14 protein-coding genes are annotated in these 13,747 nt (G+C 73.3%); 7 read left to right on the forward strand and 7 right to left on the reverse strand.

Translation table 11 applies throughout. The annotated features are described in order from the left end of the window. Positions 1–83 precede the first annotated feature (83 nt). Positions 84–740: a TetR family transcriptional regulator gene (locus GUY61_RS08605; RefSeq protein WP_166629481.1), complete on the reverse strand. Its 657-nt coding sequence runs from the start codon at positions 738–740 to the stop codon at positions 84–86. 163 nt (positions 741–903) lie between these two features. On the opposite strand from GUY61_RS08605, the gene GUY61_RS08610 reads away from it, so the two are divergent. Beyond that, entirely contained in the window at positions 904–2,133 is a 1,230-nt protein-coding gene (locus tag GUY61_RS08610; RefSeq protein ID WP_166629482.1) for an acyl-CoA dehydrogenase family protein, read from the forward strand. Positions 2,134–2,250: 117 nt separating this feature from the next. Here GUY61_RS08610 and GUY61_RS39890 read toward each other — a convergent pair whose 3' ends face one another. Next, positions 2,251–2,958: a nucleotidyl transferase AbiEii/AbiGii toxin family protein gene (locus GUY61_RS39890; RefSeq protein ID WP_166629483.1), complete on the reverse strand. Its 708-nt coding sequence runs from the start codon at positions 2,956–2,958 to the stop codon at positions 2,251–2,253. Between the two features lie 551 nt (positions 2,959–3,509). On the opposite strand from GUY61_RS39890, the gene GUY61_RS08620 reads away from it, so the two are divergent. Continuing rightward, complete coding sequence (locus tag GUY61_RS08620; protein WP_313896576.1) at positions 3,510–4,430, forward strand: MaoC/PaaZ C-terminal domain-containing protein; 921 nt, start codon at positions 3,510–3,512, stop codon at positions 4,428–4,430. A 179-nt stretch (positions 4,431–4,609) separates the two neighbouring features. Next, positions 4,610–5,902, forward strand: coding sequence for a peptidoglycan-binding protein (locus GUY61_RS41480; RefSeq protein ID WP_166629485.1), 1,293 nt, complete (start codon positions 4,610–4,612; stop codon positions 5,900–5,902). 198 nt (positions 5,903–6,100) lie between these two features. Here GUY61_RS41480 and GUY61_RS08630 read toward each other — a convergent pair whose 3' ends face one another. Together GUY61_RS08630 and GUY61_RS08635 are read right to left on the reverse strand one after the other, a co-directional pair. Next, a complete protein-coding gene (locus GUY61_RS08630) occupies positions 6,101–6,484 on the reverse strand; it encodes a hypothetical protein (protein WP_166629486.1) in 384 nt (127 codons plus the stop codon). 388 nt (positions 6,485–6,872) lie between these two features. After that, complete coding sequence (locus GUY61_RS08635; RefSeq protein ID WP_166629487.1) at positions 6,873–7,856, reverse strand: trans-aconitate 2-methyltransferase; 984 nt, start codon at positions 7,854–7,856, stop codon at positions 6,873–6,875. 79 nt (positions 7,857–7,935) lie between these two features. Between GUY61_RS08635 and GUY61_RS08640 the strand changes: the two genes are divergently transcribed. After that, positions 7,936–8,532: a helix-turn-helix domain-containing protein gene (locus tag GUY61_RS08640; protein ID WP_166629488.1), complete on the forward strand. Its 597-nt coding sequence runs from the start codon at positions 7,936–7,938 to the stop codon at positions 8,530–8,532. Between the two features lie 18 nt (positions 8,533–8,550). Here the strand turns inward: GUY61_RS08640 and GUY61_RS08645 are convergent, their stop codons facing one another. Further along, complete coding sequence (locus tag GUY61_RS08645) at positions 8,551–8,952, reverse strand: VOC family protein (RefSeq protein ID WP_166629489.1); 402 nt, start codon at positions 8,950–8,952, stop codon at positions 8,551–8,553. Positions 8,953–9,098: 146 nt separating this feature from the next. Here GUY61_RS08645 and GUY61_RS08650 point away from each other — a divergent pair, with 146 nt between their 5' ends. From GUY61_RS08650 to GUY61_RS08660, 3 genes are all read left to right on the forward strand, one after another. After that, positions 9,099–10,397, forward strand: a complete 1,299-nt coding sequence (locus GUY61_RS08650; protein ID WP_166629490.1) for an ROK family transcriptional regulator — start codon at positions 9,099–9,101, stop codon at positions 10,395–10,397. 73 nt (positions 10,398–10,470) lie between these two features. Next, positions 10,471–10,758: a SelT/SelW/SelH family protein gene (locus tag GUY61_RS08655; protein ID WP_208105731.1), complete on the forward strand. Its 288-nt coding sequence runs from the start codon at positions 10,471–10,473 to the stop codon at positions 10,756–10,758. Positions 10,759–10,919: 161 nt separating this feature from the next. Then, positions 10,920–12,092, forward strand: a complete 1,173-nt coding sequence (locus GUY61_RS08660) for a lactate 2-monooxygenase (protein WP_166629491.1) — start codon at positions 10,920–10,922, stop codon at positions 12,090–12,092. 99 nt (positions 12,093–12,191) lie between these two features. On the opposite strand, the gene GUY61_RS08665 is transcribed toward GUY61_RS08660, so the two are convergent. Together GUY61_RS08665 and GUY61_RS08670 are read right to left on the reverse strand one after the other, a co-directional pair. Further along, a complete protein-coding gene (locus GUY61_RS08665; protein WP_166629492.1) occupies positions 12,192–12,665 on the reverse strand; it encodes a hypothetical protein in 474 nt (157 codons plus the stop codon). A 143-nt stretch (positions 12,666–12,808) separates the two neighbouring features. Beyond that, the gene (locus GUY61_RS08670) at positions 12,809–13,741 is read right to left on the reverse strand and encodes a hypothetical protein (RefSeq protein ID WP_166629493.1); all 933 of its coding nucleotides are present in this window, start codon (positions 13,739–13,741) and stop codon (positions 12,809–12,811) included. Positions 13,742–13,747 lie beyond the last annotated feature (6 nt).

The following is a 13,747-nucleotide window of genomic DNA, read 5'->3' on the forward strand; positions in this document are numbered from 1 at the left end:
TTTTTGCTCCCCGCGCTTCGATTGTCGGCGGTGCTGGATCTTGGGGCAGCCGTCCGAGGCGGCGGGAGGGTGTGATGGGCGGGTCAGAAGCCCGGGCCGTCCACGCGGTCGGCGGCGACGGCCAGCCGGCCCCACAGGAGGTCGGCGAGCGACTTGACCAATTCCTCGCGGGAGCAGGGGCGTTCGCCGAGCCACCAGTCGCCTGCCGCGTGCATCATGCCGACGATGCCGTGGCCCCATACGCGGGCCAGTTGCTCGCTGGCCGGACCGAGGTCGACCCGGTCGTAGATGACCTTGGCCAGTTCCTCGCCGAGCCGCCGCAGCAGGGGTGCCGAGTGGCGGCCCACGTCGAAACCCTGCTCGGTGACCTCCTGAACCTCGGGCCGGTCCTCCGCCGGGTGCATCAGGAAGCGGTAGACCTGGGGCCTGGCCTCGATCGCCGCCAGATAGGTGTCCAGCGTGGCCTCGACGCGCTCGCGCCGGTCGGCGGGCGCGTCGACGGCGGCGCGCAGGGAGTCGAGGAGGGCGTCGGTGTGACGCTTGGCAAGGGCGCGGTAGAGGCCGCCCTTGTCGCCGAAGTGCCGGTAGAGAATGGGCTTGGTGATGCCGGCCTCGGCGGCGATGGCGTTCATCGACGCCCCGGGCCCGTCGCGGAGCACCACCCGGTCGGCGGCCTCCAGCAGTTCCCGGCGCCGACGTTCGGCCGAACGTTCGTGATCGGTCTGCTGAGTGGTCTCCATGGGTTCTTCTCCCCGCCCGTAAGTTTCGGTCACGCACGCGCAAAGTAACACCCCGTCTCCGGGGCCGTTCGAGGGGCGGACGGGAGTTGACATGCTCTACTGGCCGGTAACAGACTGCTGTTACCGCTAGTAACATCTTGGGTCACGCACTGCTGGAGGGGACATGGCGGAGTTCGCATTCGAACTCAACGACGACCAGAAAGAGGTCCGCGACTGGCTGCACGGCTTCGCCGCCGACGTCATCCGCCCCGCCGCGGCCGAGTGGGACGAGCGTGAGGAAACACCCTGGCCGGTCATCCAGGAGGCCGCCAAGGTCGGCATCTACTCCCTCGATTTCTACGCCCAGCAGTACTTCGACCCCACCGGCCTCGGCATCCCAATGGCCATGGAGGAACTCTTCTGGGGCGACGCGGGCATCGCGCTGTCCATCGTCGGCACCGGTCTGGCCGCCGTAGGGGTCCTCGCCAACGGCACCGAGGAACAGATCGGCACCTGGATCCCCCAGATGTACGGCGACCCGAACGACGTCAAGGTCGCTGCCTTCTGCTCCTCCGAGCCCGACGCCGGTTCCGACGTCGCCTCCATGCGCACCCACGCCGTCTACGACGAGGCAAAGGACGAGTGGGTCGTCAACGGCACCAAGACCTGGGCGACCAACGGCGGCATCGCCAACGTCCACGTCGTCGTCGCCGTCGTCGACCCCGAACTCGGTTCGAAGGGGCACGCCTCATTCATCGTCCCGCCGAACACGCCCGGCCTCTCCCAGGGCCAGAAGTTCAAGAAGCACGGCATCCGCGCCTCGCACACCGCCGAGGTCGTCCTGGAGAACGTCCGCGTTCCCGGCAACTGCCTGCTCGGCGGCAAGGAGAAGCTCGACGAGCGCCTCGCCCGTGCCCGCGAGAAGGCGAAGAGCGGCGGCCGGGGGAGCGTGAAGAACGCGGCCATGGCCACCTTCGAGGCCTCACGCCCCGCCGTCGGCGCCATGGCGGTGGGCACCGCCCGCGCCGCGTACGAGGTGGCCCTCGACTACGCCAAGACACGTGAGCAGTTCGGCCGCCCCATCATCGACAACCAGGGTGTCGCCTTCCAGCTCGCCGACATGCGCACCCAGATCGACGCGGCCCGGCTGCTGGTGTGGCGCGCCTCCTGGATGGCCGTCAACGGCAAGCCGTTCACCTCGGCCGAGGGATCGATGTCGAAGCTGTACGCCAGCGAGGTCGCCAAGAAGGTCACCGCACAGGCCGTGCAGATCCTCGGCGGCAACGGCTACACCCGCGAGTACCCGGTGGAGCGGATGCACCGCGACGCCGCCATCTACACCATTTTCGAAGGTACGAGCGAGATCCAGCGCCTGGTGATCGCGCGGACCCTGTCCGGCATGCCCATCCGCTGAACCGGACCCACAGCGCCGGCGCGCCCCTGCCCCCCACGCCGCGGGGCGCGCCGGTCTCCCCGGCCGGCCGGGGCCCCCGCCGCCGCCGGGCCCCGTACCCCGGCCGCCCAGTGCCGCTCAGCCCTCCGGCTCCTCGGCGCCGTCCGGCTCCTCGTCGCTCTCGGCACCCTCGTCATAGGGTTCCGCGAGCCGCTCCGCGATGTCCTGCTGCCAGTCGGCGGCCCAGGCCCGCAGCCGCCCGATCTCCTCGTCATCGAGGCCGCAGGCCCTGAACGCTCCGTCGTCGACCCATTCCAGGCGCTCCAGCCGGCCGTTCAGATCCCGCAGGTCGAACGCCTCGTCGTGGCGGGCGCCCAGCCGCTCCAGGTCACCGCGGCCGAAACGGTCGCGGGCCGCGTACACCGCGGCCACATCCCTGGCCAGCCCCCGGTCGGCCAGCGCCCTGACCTTCGTACCGACCAGGTCCTCCAGATCCAGCACCGGGCCGATTCCGGTCTGCACCGGGGGCCGCCACAGGACCTCCTTCATCACCCGCACCTCGACGGGCTCCCCGCCGGGCTCCTCGGTGACCCGCAGCCGCGCCATCAGCGGCACCACTTCGAGGACTTCGGCCCGGCGGCCCCGGGCGGCGAGCCCATCCCGCAGTGAGACGGCGAGTTCGCCCATCGGCACCGGGCTCTCCGTCGCGAAGTCGAGGTCGGGTCCCGCCCGGTCCACCAGTCCGTGCGCACGCACTGCATGGCCGCCGGTCACCGCGAGCCCGTGGTCCCGCCCGAGGTCGAGGACGTCGCCGAGGAGCCGGCGCTGAACACTGTCGAAGATCACGCCGCCAGTATCACGCCCCGTGCCGCCCGCCGTCCTCCCGGGCCCCGCCCACGGCCGGCCGGCCGCCGTAGACCGCCTCGATCTCACCGGCGTACGCGGCCTCCACCGCGTGCCGCTTTTTCACCTTGGGCCGTTCTTCTCAGTCAACTACTCGGCCGTGAACGACCGAGCTTGTCGACTCGGTTCGATACGGCTTTGCTTATGCTCCCGATTGTCCCCTACGGCAGGACGGTCACGGGTCACATCCACCGGCCCCGGCGATGCGGGGACCGGATCGGGCATGTTTGTCTGCGATGCTTCCCGAGACCGGCGGGGCCGCCCGCACCTCGCGCACCGCGCCGTCCTCGCGGATCACCTCGTGGCGCACGCGTACGGCCAGATCCGCGCGCGCCCCGGCCCGCCCGAGATCCCTGCGCACGCCCATGAGCGGCTCCCGTCCGACGGATTAGCGTTACGAGACTTCCATACCCAAAGTTCTTACCGATCAGTAGACTTACTCCGGAGTCAGGAGGAAATCAATGGCCGGTGAGCGTGCGGGTTCCGTAGGAAGCGTGAGCGGGGTGCGCACGCAGGAACTTGCCCGCGCCCCCGGCCTGCTCGGGCTCTACGCCAGGGCGCTCGTGCCCCGGGGCGCGACCGGGGGAGCCGCCTCGGTGCCCGACATCAGGCTCGCCCTGCGCGCGGCCCCCGCCGACCGGGTCCGGCTGCGCCGCTACGCCGAGGTGTGCGGATTCCCCGACCGGCAGCGGCTGCCCGCGACGTACCCGCATCTCGTCGCCTTTCCGCTGGCCATGGCTCTGATGACCCGCAGGGACTTCCCCTTCCCCCTGCTCGGGCTCGTCCACATCGCCAACCGGATCGAACAGCGCCGCCCGCTGTCCGCCGCCGAATGGCTCTCCTACGAGGTCGGCGTCAGACGGCCGTACGGCCATCCCAAGGGCACCGCCTTCAAGGTCGTCGCCGAGGCGTCGGCCGGTCCGGACGTCGTCTGGCGGTCCGTCAGCACCTATCTGTACCGCTGTGGTTCGGGCGCACCTCGGCCGGGCCCCCGCCCGGTGGACAGCGGCGCGGAGACGGACGGCGAGCTCGCCGGCGGCGCGGTGATCGACGGCCGCTGGGGCGTGCCCGCCTCCACCGGGCGGGCCTACGCCGCGGTGTCGGGGGACCGCAACCCGATCCACCTGCACCCGCTCGCCGCCCGGCCGTTCGGATTTCCCGGGGCCGTCGCCCACGGCATGTGGACCAAGGCGCGGTGCCTCGCCGCCCTCGACGAGGTCCTGCCCGGCGCCTTCAAGGCGCAGGTCGCCTTCCGCGCGCCGCTGCTGCTGCCCGGGGAGGTGCGATTCCGTGCCGCCCCGGCCGCGCCTTCCGCCCCTTTCCCGGTCGGCGACGGGCAGGGGTGGGCCTTCGAGGTGTGCGGCGAGGAGTCCGGGCGGAGGCATTTGTCCGGGAGCGTGACCCCGCTCGGCTGAGGGTCGGCTGTGCGTGCGCCCACGGCTCGGGGGACCGGTGTGCGGCCGTCTCGCGGGGGCTGCATAATCACTGCCATTCCGCGTCGGGTGGGGGTTCGGTGAAAGATCGGTGTCCGTCGTGCCGTACGGGTCGGACGGAAGCGGGTGGTCCCGCGTGCACGTGTCGCTCCGGTGAGACGGTGACTGTGGTGGACCGCTACGGCTCGCTGCGCGCGCGCCCGTACGTCGAGCTGCCGGAGCCCGCGGAGGGCGGGCAGCACGTCTCTGGCGGTGCCGCGCCCGAGCCGGTGGCGGTCCCGGGTGGCGAATCGTTTGTGCAGGCTGCGCCCGGCCAGGGAACGGTCGGCCAGGGAACGGTCGGCCAGGAGGCTGTCGGCCAGGAGGCTGCCGGTCAGGAGGCTGCCGTCCGGGACACGGTTGCCCGGGAAGCGGCACCGGAACCGGTCCCGGAACCGGCCGTCGGGGAGCGGCACCCGGACGGCACTCCGCCCGAGCGGTTCGGCCCGCCCGCGCCCGGCTCCGTACCCGTGCCCGGCTCCCCGCCCGTCCAGGCCGGGCCGTTTCCCGCCGGTGACGAGGCGCTGCCCGTCCAGGCCGGGCCGTTTCCCGCCGGTGACGAGGCGCTGCCCGTCCAGGCCGGGCCGTTTCCCGTCGTCCGGGGAGAGGTGGTGCCCGTCCAGGCCGGGCCGTTTCCCGCAGAGGGTGAGGCGCCGCCCGCGGCAGCCGGTCACCTCCCCGTCCCGGCGGGGCCGTTCCCCGTCGGGGGCGAGCCGTTCCCCGGCAGCGCAGGGGCGGGGCCCTGGACCCAGGATCTGGGGCTGCTCGCCCACGCGCCGGAGGGGCGGGGCGGAGCCGGTGCGCCGGGCGGCCGCGCGGCGCGGCGGCAGCGGGGCAAGCGCCCCGTGACCGCGGTGATCTCGGCGGGTGCCGCGGTCGTCGTGATCGGCTTCGGTGCCCTGGCCGCGTGGACACTCGGCGGCACGGAGGACGATGAGGCACTGCCCGATCCCGAGGTCACCGAGTCCGTGCCCGCGGGTCCCACCCGCAGCGCCGGACCCTCGCCGAGCGCCACCCGCGACGAGGCCTCACCCAGCCGTTCGGCGAGCCCTTCGGCCTCCCCGGCCGCGGCCACCAGCGCCGCCGGTGTCGCCGCCTCGCCCTCGCGCGCGGCCCCGGCCGCCCCGGAGCAGCCGTCCCGGGCGCCCTCGCGGCGGCCGTCCCCGACGGCCGCCTCCGCGCCCGTCCTGGAGGTGGGCTCCCGCGGCCCGGAGGTCGTCGAACTTCAGGAACGGCTGGCGCAGATAGGCGCGTACCGGGGCCGGGCCGACGGCGAGTACGACGCCAGGCTGTGGACCGCGGTCGCGCGGTTCCAGGGCATCAACGGCATCACGGACGATCCCCTCGGTGCCTACGGCCCCGAGACCCGTCGGGTGCTGGAGTCCATGACCAGGGAGCCTCGCCAACGGCGCTAGCCCATGACGGCGCCAGGCCATGTCGTGGGCTCCTGCCCGGCACAATGCCCGGTCCGCGTACGCGCGGGCGGGCACGACTGCCTGTGCCTGGACTCCGTCCCGGGGCCCCGCGCGGCGCGACGGCGCGCACCGGGGCCCCGGCGCCCGCCCTCCGGTCGGAGGGCGGGCGCCGGAGGCTCACGGGCTCACGGCGTCGGCTCAGTCGGGCCGGGTGGTGAACCGGTAGATCGCGGCCACGGCGACGCACAGGCCGACGATGAGCCCCATGATGGACGTGGCGAGCAGGGAGCCGCCGCCCAGGCTGTAGAGGTATCCGATGCCGATGCCCGCGAGCGCGCCGTAGGCCAGGCCTCTCAGCTCCGGCATCACCCGGGACCGGGTTGTGTGCAGCCCGTACAGGCACAGTGCCATGACGGCGCCCGAGACGACACCGACGATCGCGGCGCCGGCCGTGTACTGCTCGTTCCTCGCCAGGAACCACGCGTACAGGCCGTACACGACACCGATGGTGACGGGTGTCGCCCAGCCCGCGGAGACGTGTGCCCGTTGGTGCGCCCGGGCGTGTGCCGCGTGTGCCTGCATGGCCGGCTCCTTTCCCTCGTCGGGTGATTTCCAGAGGACACCCGGGGCGCCGGGACGGCAACTGGATCACCCTGCCGGACCGTTTGAAGGCCGGGACCGCATCCGCACGGGACACGGTCTCTCCGCGATGTCCCACGTCGCCGAGACCCCGGCCTCACCGGATCGGGTGAACAGCGGGCGGGCCATAACCTCGGCGGCCGTTCGCGCGTTGTTCCGGGTGCGGTTGAACGTTTCGCGTGACAGCCCGGAAGCGGCGCAGAGTCCGGTCCGGGCGGCGTTGCCCTTCCTCCCAGCGCCGCCGCGGCCGGTACGGGGGTATGGGAGCCCCGCTGCGCTCGGGCGCGGCGGGGCTCACGTGCTCCGTGCCCCGTAGGTCGAGGTGCGGCCCTCAGGCCGGCCGTACCGCCGTGAAGACCGTCGACGCGGTCAGCAGGAAGACATCGGGCCGCCGCAGGACACCCTCGGGCGCCTCGGCGTCGAGGAGCAGGTCGAGCGTCTTCCGGTCCTCCGCGTCGAGCAGTTCGTCCGCCATGTCCCGCACCCGCGCCAGATACCCGTGCAGATAGCCGCGGGCCGGCTCGTGCAGCGGCGCCGGGTGATCGACGAGGAAGGAGAACGCGTCCGAGGGAACGAGCCCGGCCCGGGTGAGCAGCGCCGGCCAGTCCTCGACGACGCGGGTGCTGCCCGGCAGGTCTGCGCGCATGGCCTCGAACGACTCGTCGCCCGCCGCGTCGAGCCGGGCCTGCAGGCCCGGCCGTCCGATGCCGATGTCACGGGGCAGGAAGCGCATCGGCAGTCCGCCCTCGCACAGGGCGAGCAGGCCGCCGGGCCGCAGGACCGCGGCGAGGGACTCCAGGGCGCGCTGCTGGTCGCCCAGATGGTGCACGGTCCTGCTGGTCCAGATCAGATCCGCCGTGCCGAGCCCTTGGTCCAGGCCGTCGGGCAGTTCCGCGTGACGCACGCTCACCCGCCCGGCGAGGCCGAGCCGTTCGGCCCGCTTCCGGGTGAGGTCCAGCAGGCCCGTGCTGCCGTCCACGGCGACCGCCTCTGCCTCGGGGAAGGCCTCGGCGAGTACGCATGTCATCACTCCCGGGCCGCTTCCGATGTCCAGCACGCGCCGCACCTCCCGGCCGGGGCCGAGGAGTCCGCGCAGCCGTGCCGCCGTGTCGCGCAGCCCGGGCAGCTGGAGTTCGGCGCCGCTCTCGAGCTGGGGCGCCATGCGTTCCCAGTCGATGTCGGTGTCGTGCGACGAGTGGCCGTGCGCTCCACGGCCGTGACCGTGGCCGTGACGGCCGCCGTTGCCGCCGCCGTGGCCACCGCCGTTGCCGTGAACGGCGTCTTTCCCGTGTTCCGAAGGGTGGTGTGGGCTCATGCCGGGAAGCGTGCACCCCGCCCGGATGGAACGGCAACTCCTGTTGCGGTTTCCGGGACGGACGCGGTGGAATGCGCCCATGAACAACCAGTCACCGGCCCTCGATGCCGTCCTGACCCAGGTCGGGCCCCGGCTCAGGCGGCTGCGCGCCGAGCGTGGCATCACGCTGGCCGCGCTCGCCGAGACCACCGGCATCTCCAAGAGCACCCTGTCCCGGCTGGAGTCGGGTCAGCGCCGTCCGAGCCTGGAGCTGCTGCTGCCCCTCGCCACCGCCTACCAGGTACCGCTGGACGAACTGGTGGGCGCGCCCGAGGTGGGTGATCCACGGGTCCGGCTGGCACCGCGCAAGGGCCCGGCCGGCGGCACGGTGGTGCCCCTGACCCGGGTGCCCGGACCGCTCCAGGCGTTCAAGATGATCGTCCCGGACCGCGGCCCGGAGCCGGACCCGCGCACCCACGAGGGCTACGACTGGCTGTACGTCCTGGGCGGCAGGCTGCGGCTGGTGCTCGGCGACCACGACCTGATCATGGGGCCGGGCGAGGCCGCCGAGTTCGACACCCGCGTGCCGCACTGGTTCAGCGGAGTGGACGGGCAGCCCGCCGAGATCCTGAGCCTCTTCGGCAGGCAGGGCGAGCGCATGCACGTACGCGCAAGACCGAGGGGCGCGTCCCGGTGAGCCCGACGCCGACGCGCGTCAGCCGGTCTTCGGGCCCGAGACCCGCGAGGTGCGCAGCGAGAACGGGTGGCCTGCCGGGTCCGAGTAGAGCCGTACGCCCTGCGGTCCGACGGTGTCCGCCGTGGACAGCGCCCGGCCGCCGAGGCTGATGATCCGGCGCTCCACCTCGTCCATCGCGCCCTCGGCCACGATGAGGTCGAGGTGGGTCTGCAGTGAGTCGTCCGGGCGGGGCCAGCTCGGGGGAGTGGCGTTCAGATCCCTCCTGAAGGCCATGTGCGTGCCCCCGTTGCCCACGATCTCGACCCGGTCGGTGCCCGCTCCCGCGTACACCTCCCCGTCGAGGAGCGCCGTGTAGAAGCGGGGCAGCCTCTCGGGTTCGGAGCAGTCCATTACCAGTACGGAGGTTTCGACGAGTCCCATGGCATCCGGCTACCCGCCGTCGCCCCGGACAAGCGCTCCGTGTGCGGTCCGGAATCCCGGGCCGGGCCGGTCCGGTCCTGGCCCGGTCCTGGCCCGGACCCGGGCCTCGGCGTTCCCGGGTATCTTGCGAGCACGGAAGGAGCCACATGGCCGAGCGGAACCAGAGAACAGTGCGTGACCTGCGGCGGGGCAACCGGTCGGCGGTCCTGCGACGGCTGTATTTCGAAGGGCCGCTCAGCAGGCAGGAGTTGGGCCCCGTCACCGGCCTGAGTTCGGGCTCCATCAGCAACGTCGTCGCCGAGCTCGCCGCCGAGGGACTCCTGGAGGAGGCCGGTGCCGTCGACTCCGACGGCGGCCGTCCCCGCACCCTGCTGCGCGTCGCCCCCGCCAGCGGCCACCTCATCGGCGTCGACGTCGGCGAGACCCGCGTCAGGGTCGGGCTCTTCGACCTCTCCCTCACGGAACTCGCCCGCTCGGAAAGGCCCCTGGCCCACCACGGCTACGACGTTCCCCGCATCGCGGGCCACATCGGCGAGGGCATCACCGAGGCACTGCACACCGCGGGCACCGGCACCGGCCACCTCGTCGGCGTCGGTGTCGGAGTGCCCGGCATCGTCGACCACGGCGGCGACACGGGCGCCGTCGTGCACGGCCAGACCATCGGCTGGGACGGCGTCCCGCTCGAGGCGCTGCTCCGCGAGAGCTCCGAACTCCCCGCCGAGGTGCCTTTCTTCATCGACAACGGCGCCAAGACCCTGGGCCAGGCGGAGATGTGGTTCGGCGGGGGCCGCGGCGCGCGCGACGCCGCCGTCGCCCTGATCGGCTCGGGCGTCGGCGCCTGCGTCGTCACCGACGGCGCTCACTGCGGCGGGACGCACGGCGGGGCCGTCGAGTGGGGCCACACCACCCTGCGGGTCGGCGGCCGCCGCTGCCGCTGCGGGGCGCGCGGCTGCCTGGAGGCCTACGCCGGCGCGGAGGCGCTGCTGGAGCGCTGGGCGGAGGCGGGCGGCCACCCGCCCGACGGCGCAGGCGAGGAGACCGCCCTCGCGGCGCTCCTCGACGCGGCCCACCCGGCGAGCGGCGAGCCGGACCCCATCGCTGCCGCGCTGCTGGACGAGACCGCCGAATACCTCGGCGCCGGCATCGCCGGCCTCATCAACCTCTTCGGCCCCGACCGCATCCTGATCGGCGGCTGGGCCGGGCTGCTCCTCGGCCCCCGGCTGCTGCCCGCCGTACGGGAGCACGCCGCCCGCTACGCGCTGCGGCACCCCCTCGGACGTACGAGCATCGAGCTCGGGCTGCTCGGCCCCGACGCCGTCACCGTCGGGGCCGCCACCCTGCCGCTCGCCGACTTCTTCGCCCGCGGCGGCGACCGGCGCAGGCCCCGCCCGGCCGGCGTACGGACCCGGACGGCGCCCCCGCGTTCCGCCCGGGCCGCGCGTTGACCATGATGGTCCCGACGGACCGAGCGCCTGGAGCTGTCCCATGACGACGAACCCGACGAACCCGATGGAACCGATGGAACCGGCCGCCCCCGCGAAGAAGAGCATCCGGATCGAGTACTGCACCCAGTGCCGATGGCTGCCGCGCGCCGCGTGGCTGGCTCAGGAACTGCTCACCACCTTCGAGACCGACGTCGCCGAAGTGGCCCTGGTGCCGGGCAAGGGCGGCGTCTTCACCGTGCGGGTCGGCGAGGAGACGGTCTGGGACCGGCGCGAGCAGGGCTTCCCCGAACCCACCGCAGTGAAGCGCGTCGTACGGGACCGGGTGGCGCCGGGCAGGAGTCTCGGTCACTCGGAGCGCTAGGCCGGCCGCGGCGCCGTCCCGGGTCGCGGTCGCGGGAACGTCCGCGGGTCGCAGAATCACAGCTTCGCAGAATCACAGCTTCGCAAGTTCACAGGTTCGCAGGTTCGCGGGTCGCCGGGTTCGCGGAAGCCCTGCGGATCCTCAAAGGGGAGGACGGCGTCATGAGCGGCAAGGACTGGTCGGCGTACCAGTACGAGATCTACCTCAACGGGCTGAACGACGAGGTGCCGAGGCTGCCCACGGACCTGACCCGGCTCGAGGAACTGGCCGCGCGGCGGCTCGCTCCCGGCCCCGTCGGATACGTGGCGGGCAGCGCGGGCAGCGGCAGCACCGAGCGGGCCAACCGCGAGGCCCTGGACCGCTGGCGGATCGTGCCCCGGATGCTGCGCGACGTCCACGAGCGCGACCTGACGACCGAGGTGCTCGGCCGTACCCTGCCCGCGCCGCTCGCCCTCGCCCCGGTGGGCGTGCTGTCGATCCTCCACCCGGACGCCGAACCCGCCGCCGCGCGGGCCGCGGCCGCGCAGGGCGTGCCCGTCATCGCCTCCTCGGCGTCCAGCACCACTCTGGAGGAGATCGCCGAGGCGGCGGGGGCCGGCGAGCGGTGGTTCCAGCTGTACTGGCCCAAGGACCGCGAGGTCACCCTGAGCTTCCTGAAGCGGGCCAGGGCCGCCGGCTACACCGCGCTCTTCGTCACCCTCGACACCTGGCTGCTGGCCTGGCGGCCCCGCGACCTCGACCAGGCGTACCTGCCCTTCCTCCGCGGGATCGGAACCGCCAACTACTTCGCCGACCCCGCCTTCCGCGCCGGCCTCGCCAAGCCGCCGGAGGAGGACCTGAACGCCGCCGTGCTGCACTTCGTCCAGATGTTCGCCGACCCCACCAAGACCTGGGCCGACCTCGCCTTCCTGCGTGAGCACTGGGACGGTCCGATCGTCCTGAAGGGCGTCCTGCACCCCGACGACGCCCGCCGCGCCGCCAGCGCGGGCATGGACGGCGTCGTGGTCTCCAACCACGGCGGCCGCCAGGTCAACGGCTCCATCGGCGCCGCCGACGCGCTGCCCGCCATCGCCGAGGCCGTCGGCGACCGGATCGACGTCCTCTTCGACAGCGGCATCCGCACCGGCGACGACATCTTCAAGGCGCTCGCCCTCGGCGCCCGCGCCGTCCTGCTGGGCCGTCCGTACGCCTACGGCCTCGCCCTCGACGGCCAGGCCGGCGTGGACCACGTCATCCGCTCCGTGCTGGCGGAGTTCGACCTGACGCTCGCGCTGTCGGGACACACCTCGCCCCGCGAACTCGGGCCGGACAGCGTCCTGTCGGCCGGCGGCTGAGAGGACCCGGCGGACGCGCGGCGCCCCGGCACCGGGTGACCGGTGCCGGGGCGCCGCGCTCCGGTCCGGTTCCCCCGAGGCGGACCGGACCTGGCGCGGTCAGGTCAGGAAATGGCCGTAGCACTCGGAGTTCCACGCCCACCGGTGGGAGCTGATGCCGTTGTTGACCCCGGCGCCGCTGCTGAAGGAGTCGTCGCTCAGGTTGCTCGCGTAGTACTCGCTGCGGGCCAGGCAGGCGTAGCCGCCGCCCCAGTCGGTGCCGGTGCCGTTGTAGACCGCGACGGCCATGCCCGAGGTGCCCTTGTTCAGGACGGAACTCGCGCTGTTGGTGTCGCTGCCCTGGAACGAACCGCTGCTGTCCCCCCAGTCGGAGTCGTTCCCCGCGGCCTTCCCCAGGTAGCCGCTGCAGTAGGTGCCGGAGTACGCGTAGAAGTAGCCGGAGGTGGCGTTGGGCCAGGCGTCGCCGCAGTCGGCGAGAGCCCCGGCGGGGGCCGCTTGCGCGGCCGCTGCGGGCACGGCCGCTCCCAGGCCCGCGAGGGCGAGCGCTGCCAGTACGGCGAATGTCTTGCGCATGACGGATCTCCTTCTTCTCTTCTGCCGGGTTCTGCCGCGGGGTCCTGCCGCGGGTCTTACGGGATGCCGGTACCGGCCGGCACTGGCCGGTACCGGTCGCGCTCCGCGGCTTCGACCGCCGCGGAAGCCTTCGGTGCGGGCGCTCAGCCCGCCGCCGCTCCGGCGCGGGCCAGCGCCGTGAGGTTCATGCGCCGGAAGGCGGCGATGTCGTCCTGGTACGGGCGCAGCTTCTCGGCCCGGTACTCCTTCTCGAGGGCCCGCGCGGTGCGGACCAGAGGTGTGCGGGTGGCGCAGGTGGCCTCCGCGACCGCGAGTTCCACCTCGACGGCGTGTGCCGCGGCGGGGCTCATGCCCCGGGTGAGACCGGGCAGCTTCCGCCGGATCAGCTGCGGGTCTGCGTAAGGACGGCCCGCGGAGCGCATGCACTCGGCCCACTGGCCGAGCGCCTGTACGAAGCGCGGGTCCTCGACGATGTCCGGCGCGTACAGGGCGGTCAGGCTGCCCACCGTCTTCTTGGCGCGGAACCAGGCGGGGAAGTCGCCGTACAACTGGTCCATGGCCGTGGCGCGGCACCCGTCACGGGGCATCAGGACGACGCCGCCCAGGGGCAGCTCGACGCTCACCGCACCACGGGACGGTGTGCCGTCGAGCGCCGTGTCGTAGCGGCGGGCCTCGGCCCTGGACAGCGACCTCGCGTATGCGGCGTTGCGGTCGCCGAGCTGGGCCCGCTCGGCCCGCTCGTCCAGCCTTCCGCCGTAGCCGTGCTGCTTCGCCCAGCCGACGTCGTCCAGCACGTAGCCGTTGCCCTGCCGGTCGGCGACACCCGCGACGGGGCCGATCCAGTACCGGAAGCCCGCCTTCTCCATGCACTTCCTGACGAGTTCCTCCTCGCGGCGTTCGACGACTATCTGCTCCGCGTACGTCAGGTCCCGGAGCCGTCCCGGGTCCTTCGCGCCGTCGGACGCGGGCCGGCCCGGCTGCGGGCCGCATCCCGCCACCGCGAGTGCGCCGATGACCGCCGACACGCACAGGGCGGCGAGCCTCCTGACCGCCCCGCCGGATTCACGTGACACCATGTCGGC

Source organism: Streptomyces sp. GC420 (genome assembly GCF_009916105.1).
Classification (GTDB): Bacteria; Actinomycetota; Actinomycetes; order Streptomycetales; family Streptomycetaceae; genus Streptomyces.

Bases quoted from the DNA above. Each gene is read 5' to 3' on its own strand.
- GUY61_RS08650 (WP_166629490.1), top strand. From the start codon at position 9,099: ATGGCCGAGCGGAACCAGAGAACAGTGCGTGACCTGCGGCGGGGCAAC.
- GUY61_RS08640 (WP_166629488.1), top strand. From the start codon at position 7,936: ATGAACAACCAGTCACCGGCCCTCGATGCCGTCCTGACCCAGGTCGGG.
- GUY61_RS08665 (WP_166629492.1), bottom strand. From the start codon at position 12,665: ATGCGCAAGACATTCGCCGTACTGGCAGCGCTCGCCCTCGCGGGCCTG.
- GUY61_RS08645 (WP_166629489.1), bottom strand. From the start codon at position 8,952: ATGGGACTCGTCGAAACCTCCGTACTGGTAATGGACTGCTCCGAACCC.
- GUY61_RS08610 (WP_166629482.1), top strand. From the start codon at position 904: ATGGCGGAGTTCGCATTCGAACTCAACGACGACCAGAAAGAGGTCCGC.
- GUY61_RS08635 (WP_166629487.1), bottom strand. From the start codon at position 7,856: ATGAGCCCACACCACCCTTCGGAACACGGGAAAGACGCCGTTCACGGC.
- GUY61_RS08630 (WP_166629486.1), bottom strand. From the start codon at position 6,484: ATGCAGGCACACGCGGCACACGCCCGGGCGCACCAACGGGCACACGTC.
- GUY61_RS08605 (WP_166629481.1), bottom strand. From the start codon at position 740: ATGGAGACCACTCAGCAGACCGATCACGAACGTTCGGCCGAACGTCGG.
- GUY61_RS08655 (WP_208105731.1), top strand. From the start codon at position 10,471: ATGGAACCGGCCGCCCCCGCGAAGAAGAGCATCCGGATCGAGTACTGC.
- GUY61_RS08660 (WP_166629491.1), top strand. From the start codon at position 10,920: ATGAGCGGCAAGGACTGGTCGGCGTACCAGTACGAGATCTACCTCAAC.
- GUY61_RS08670 (WP_166629493.1), bottom strand. From the start codon at position 13,741: ATGGTGTCACGTGAATCCGGCGGGGCGGTCAGGAGGCTCGCCGCCCTG.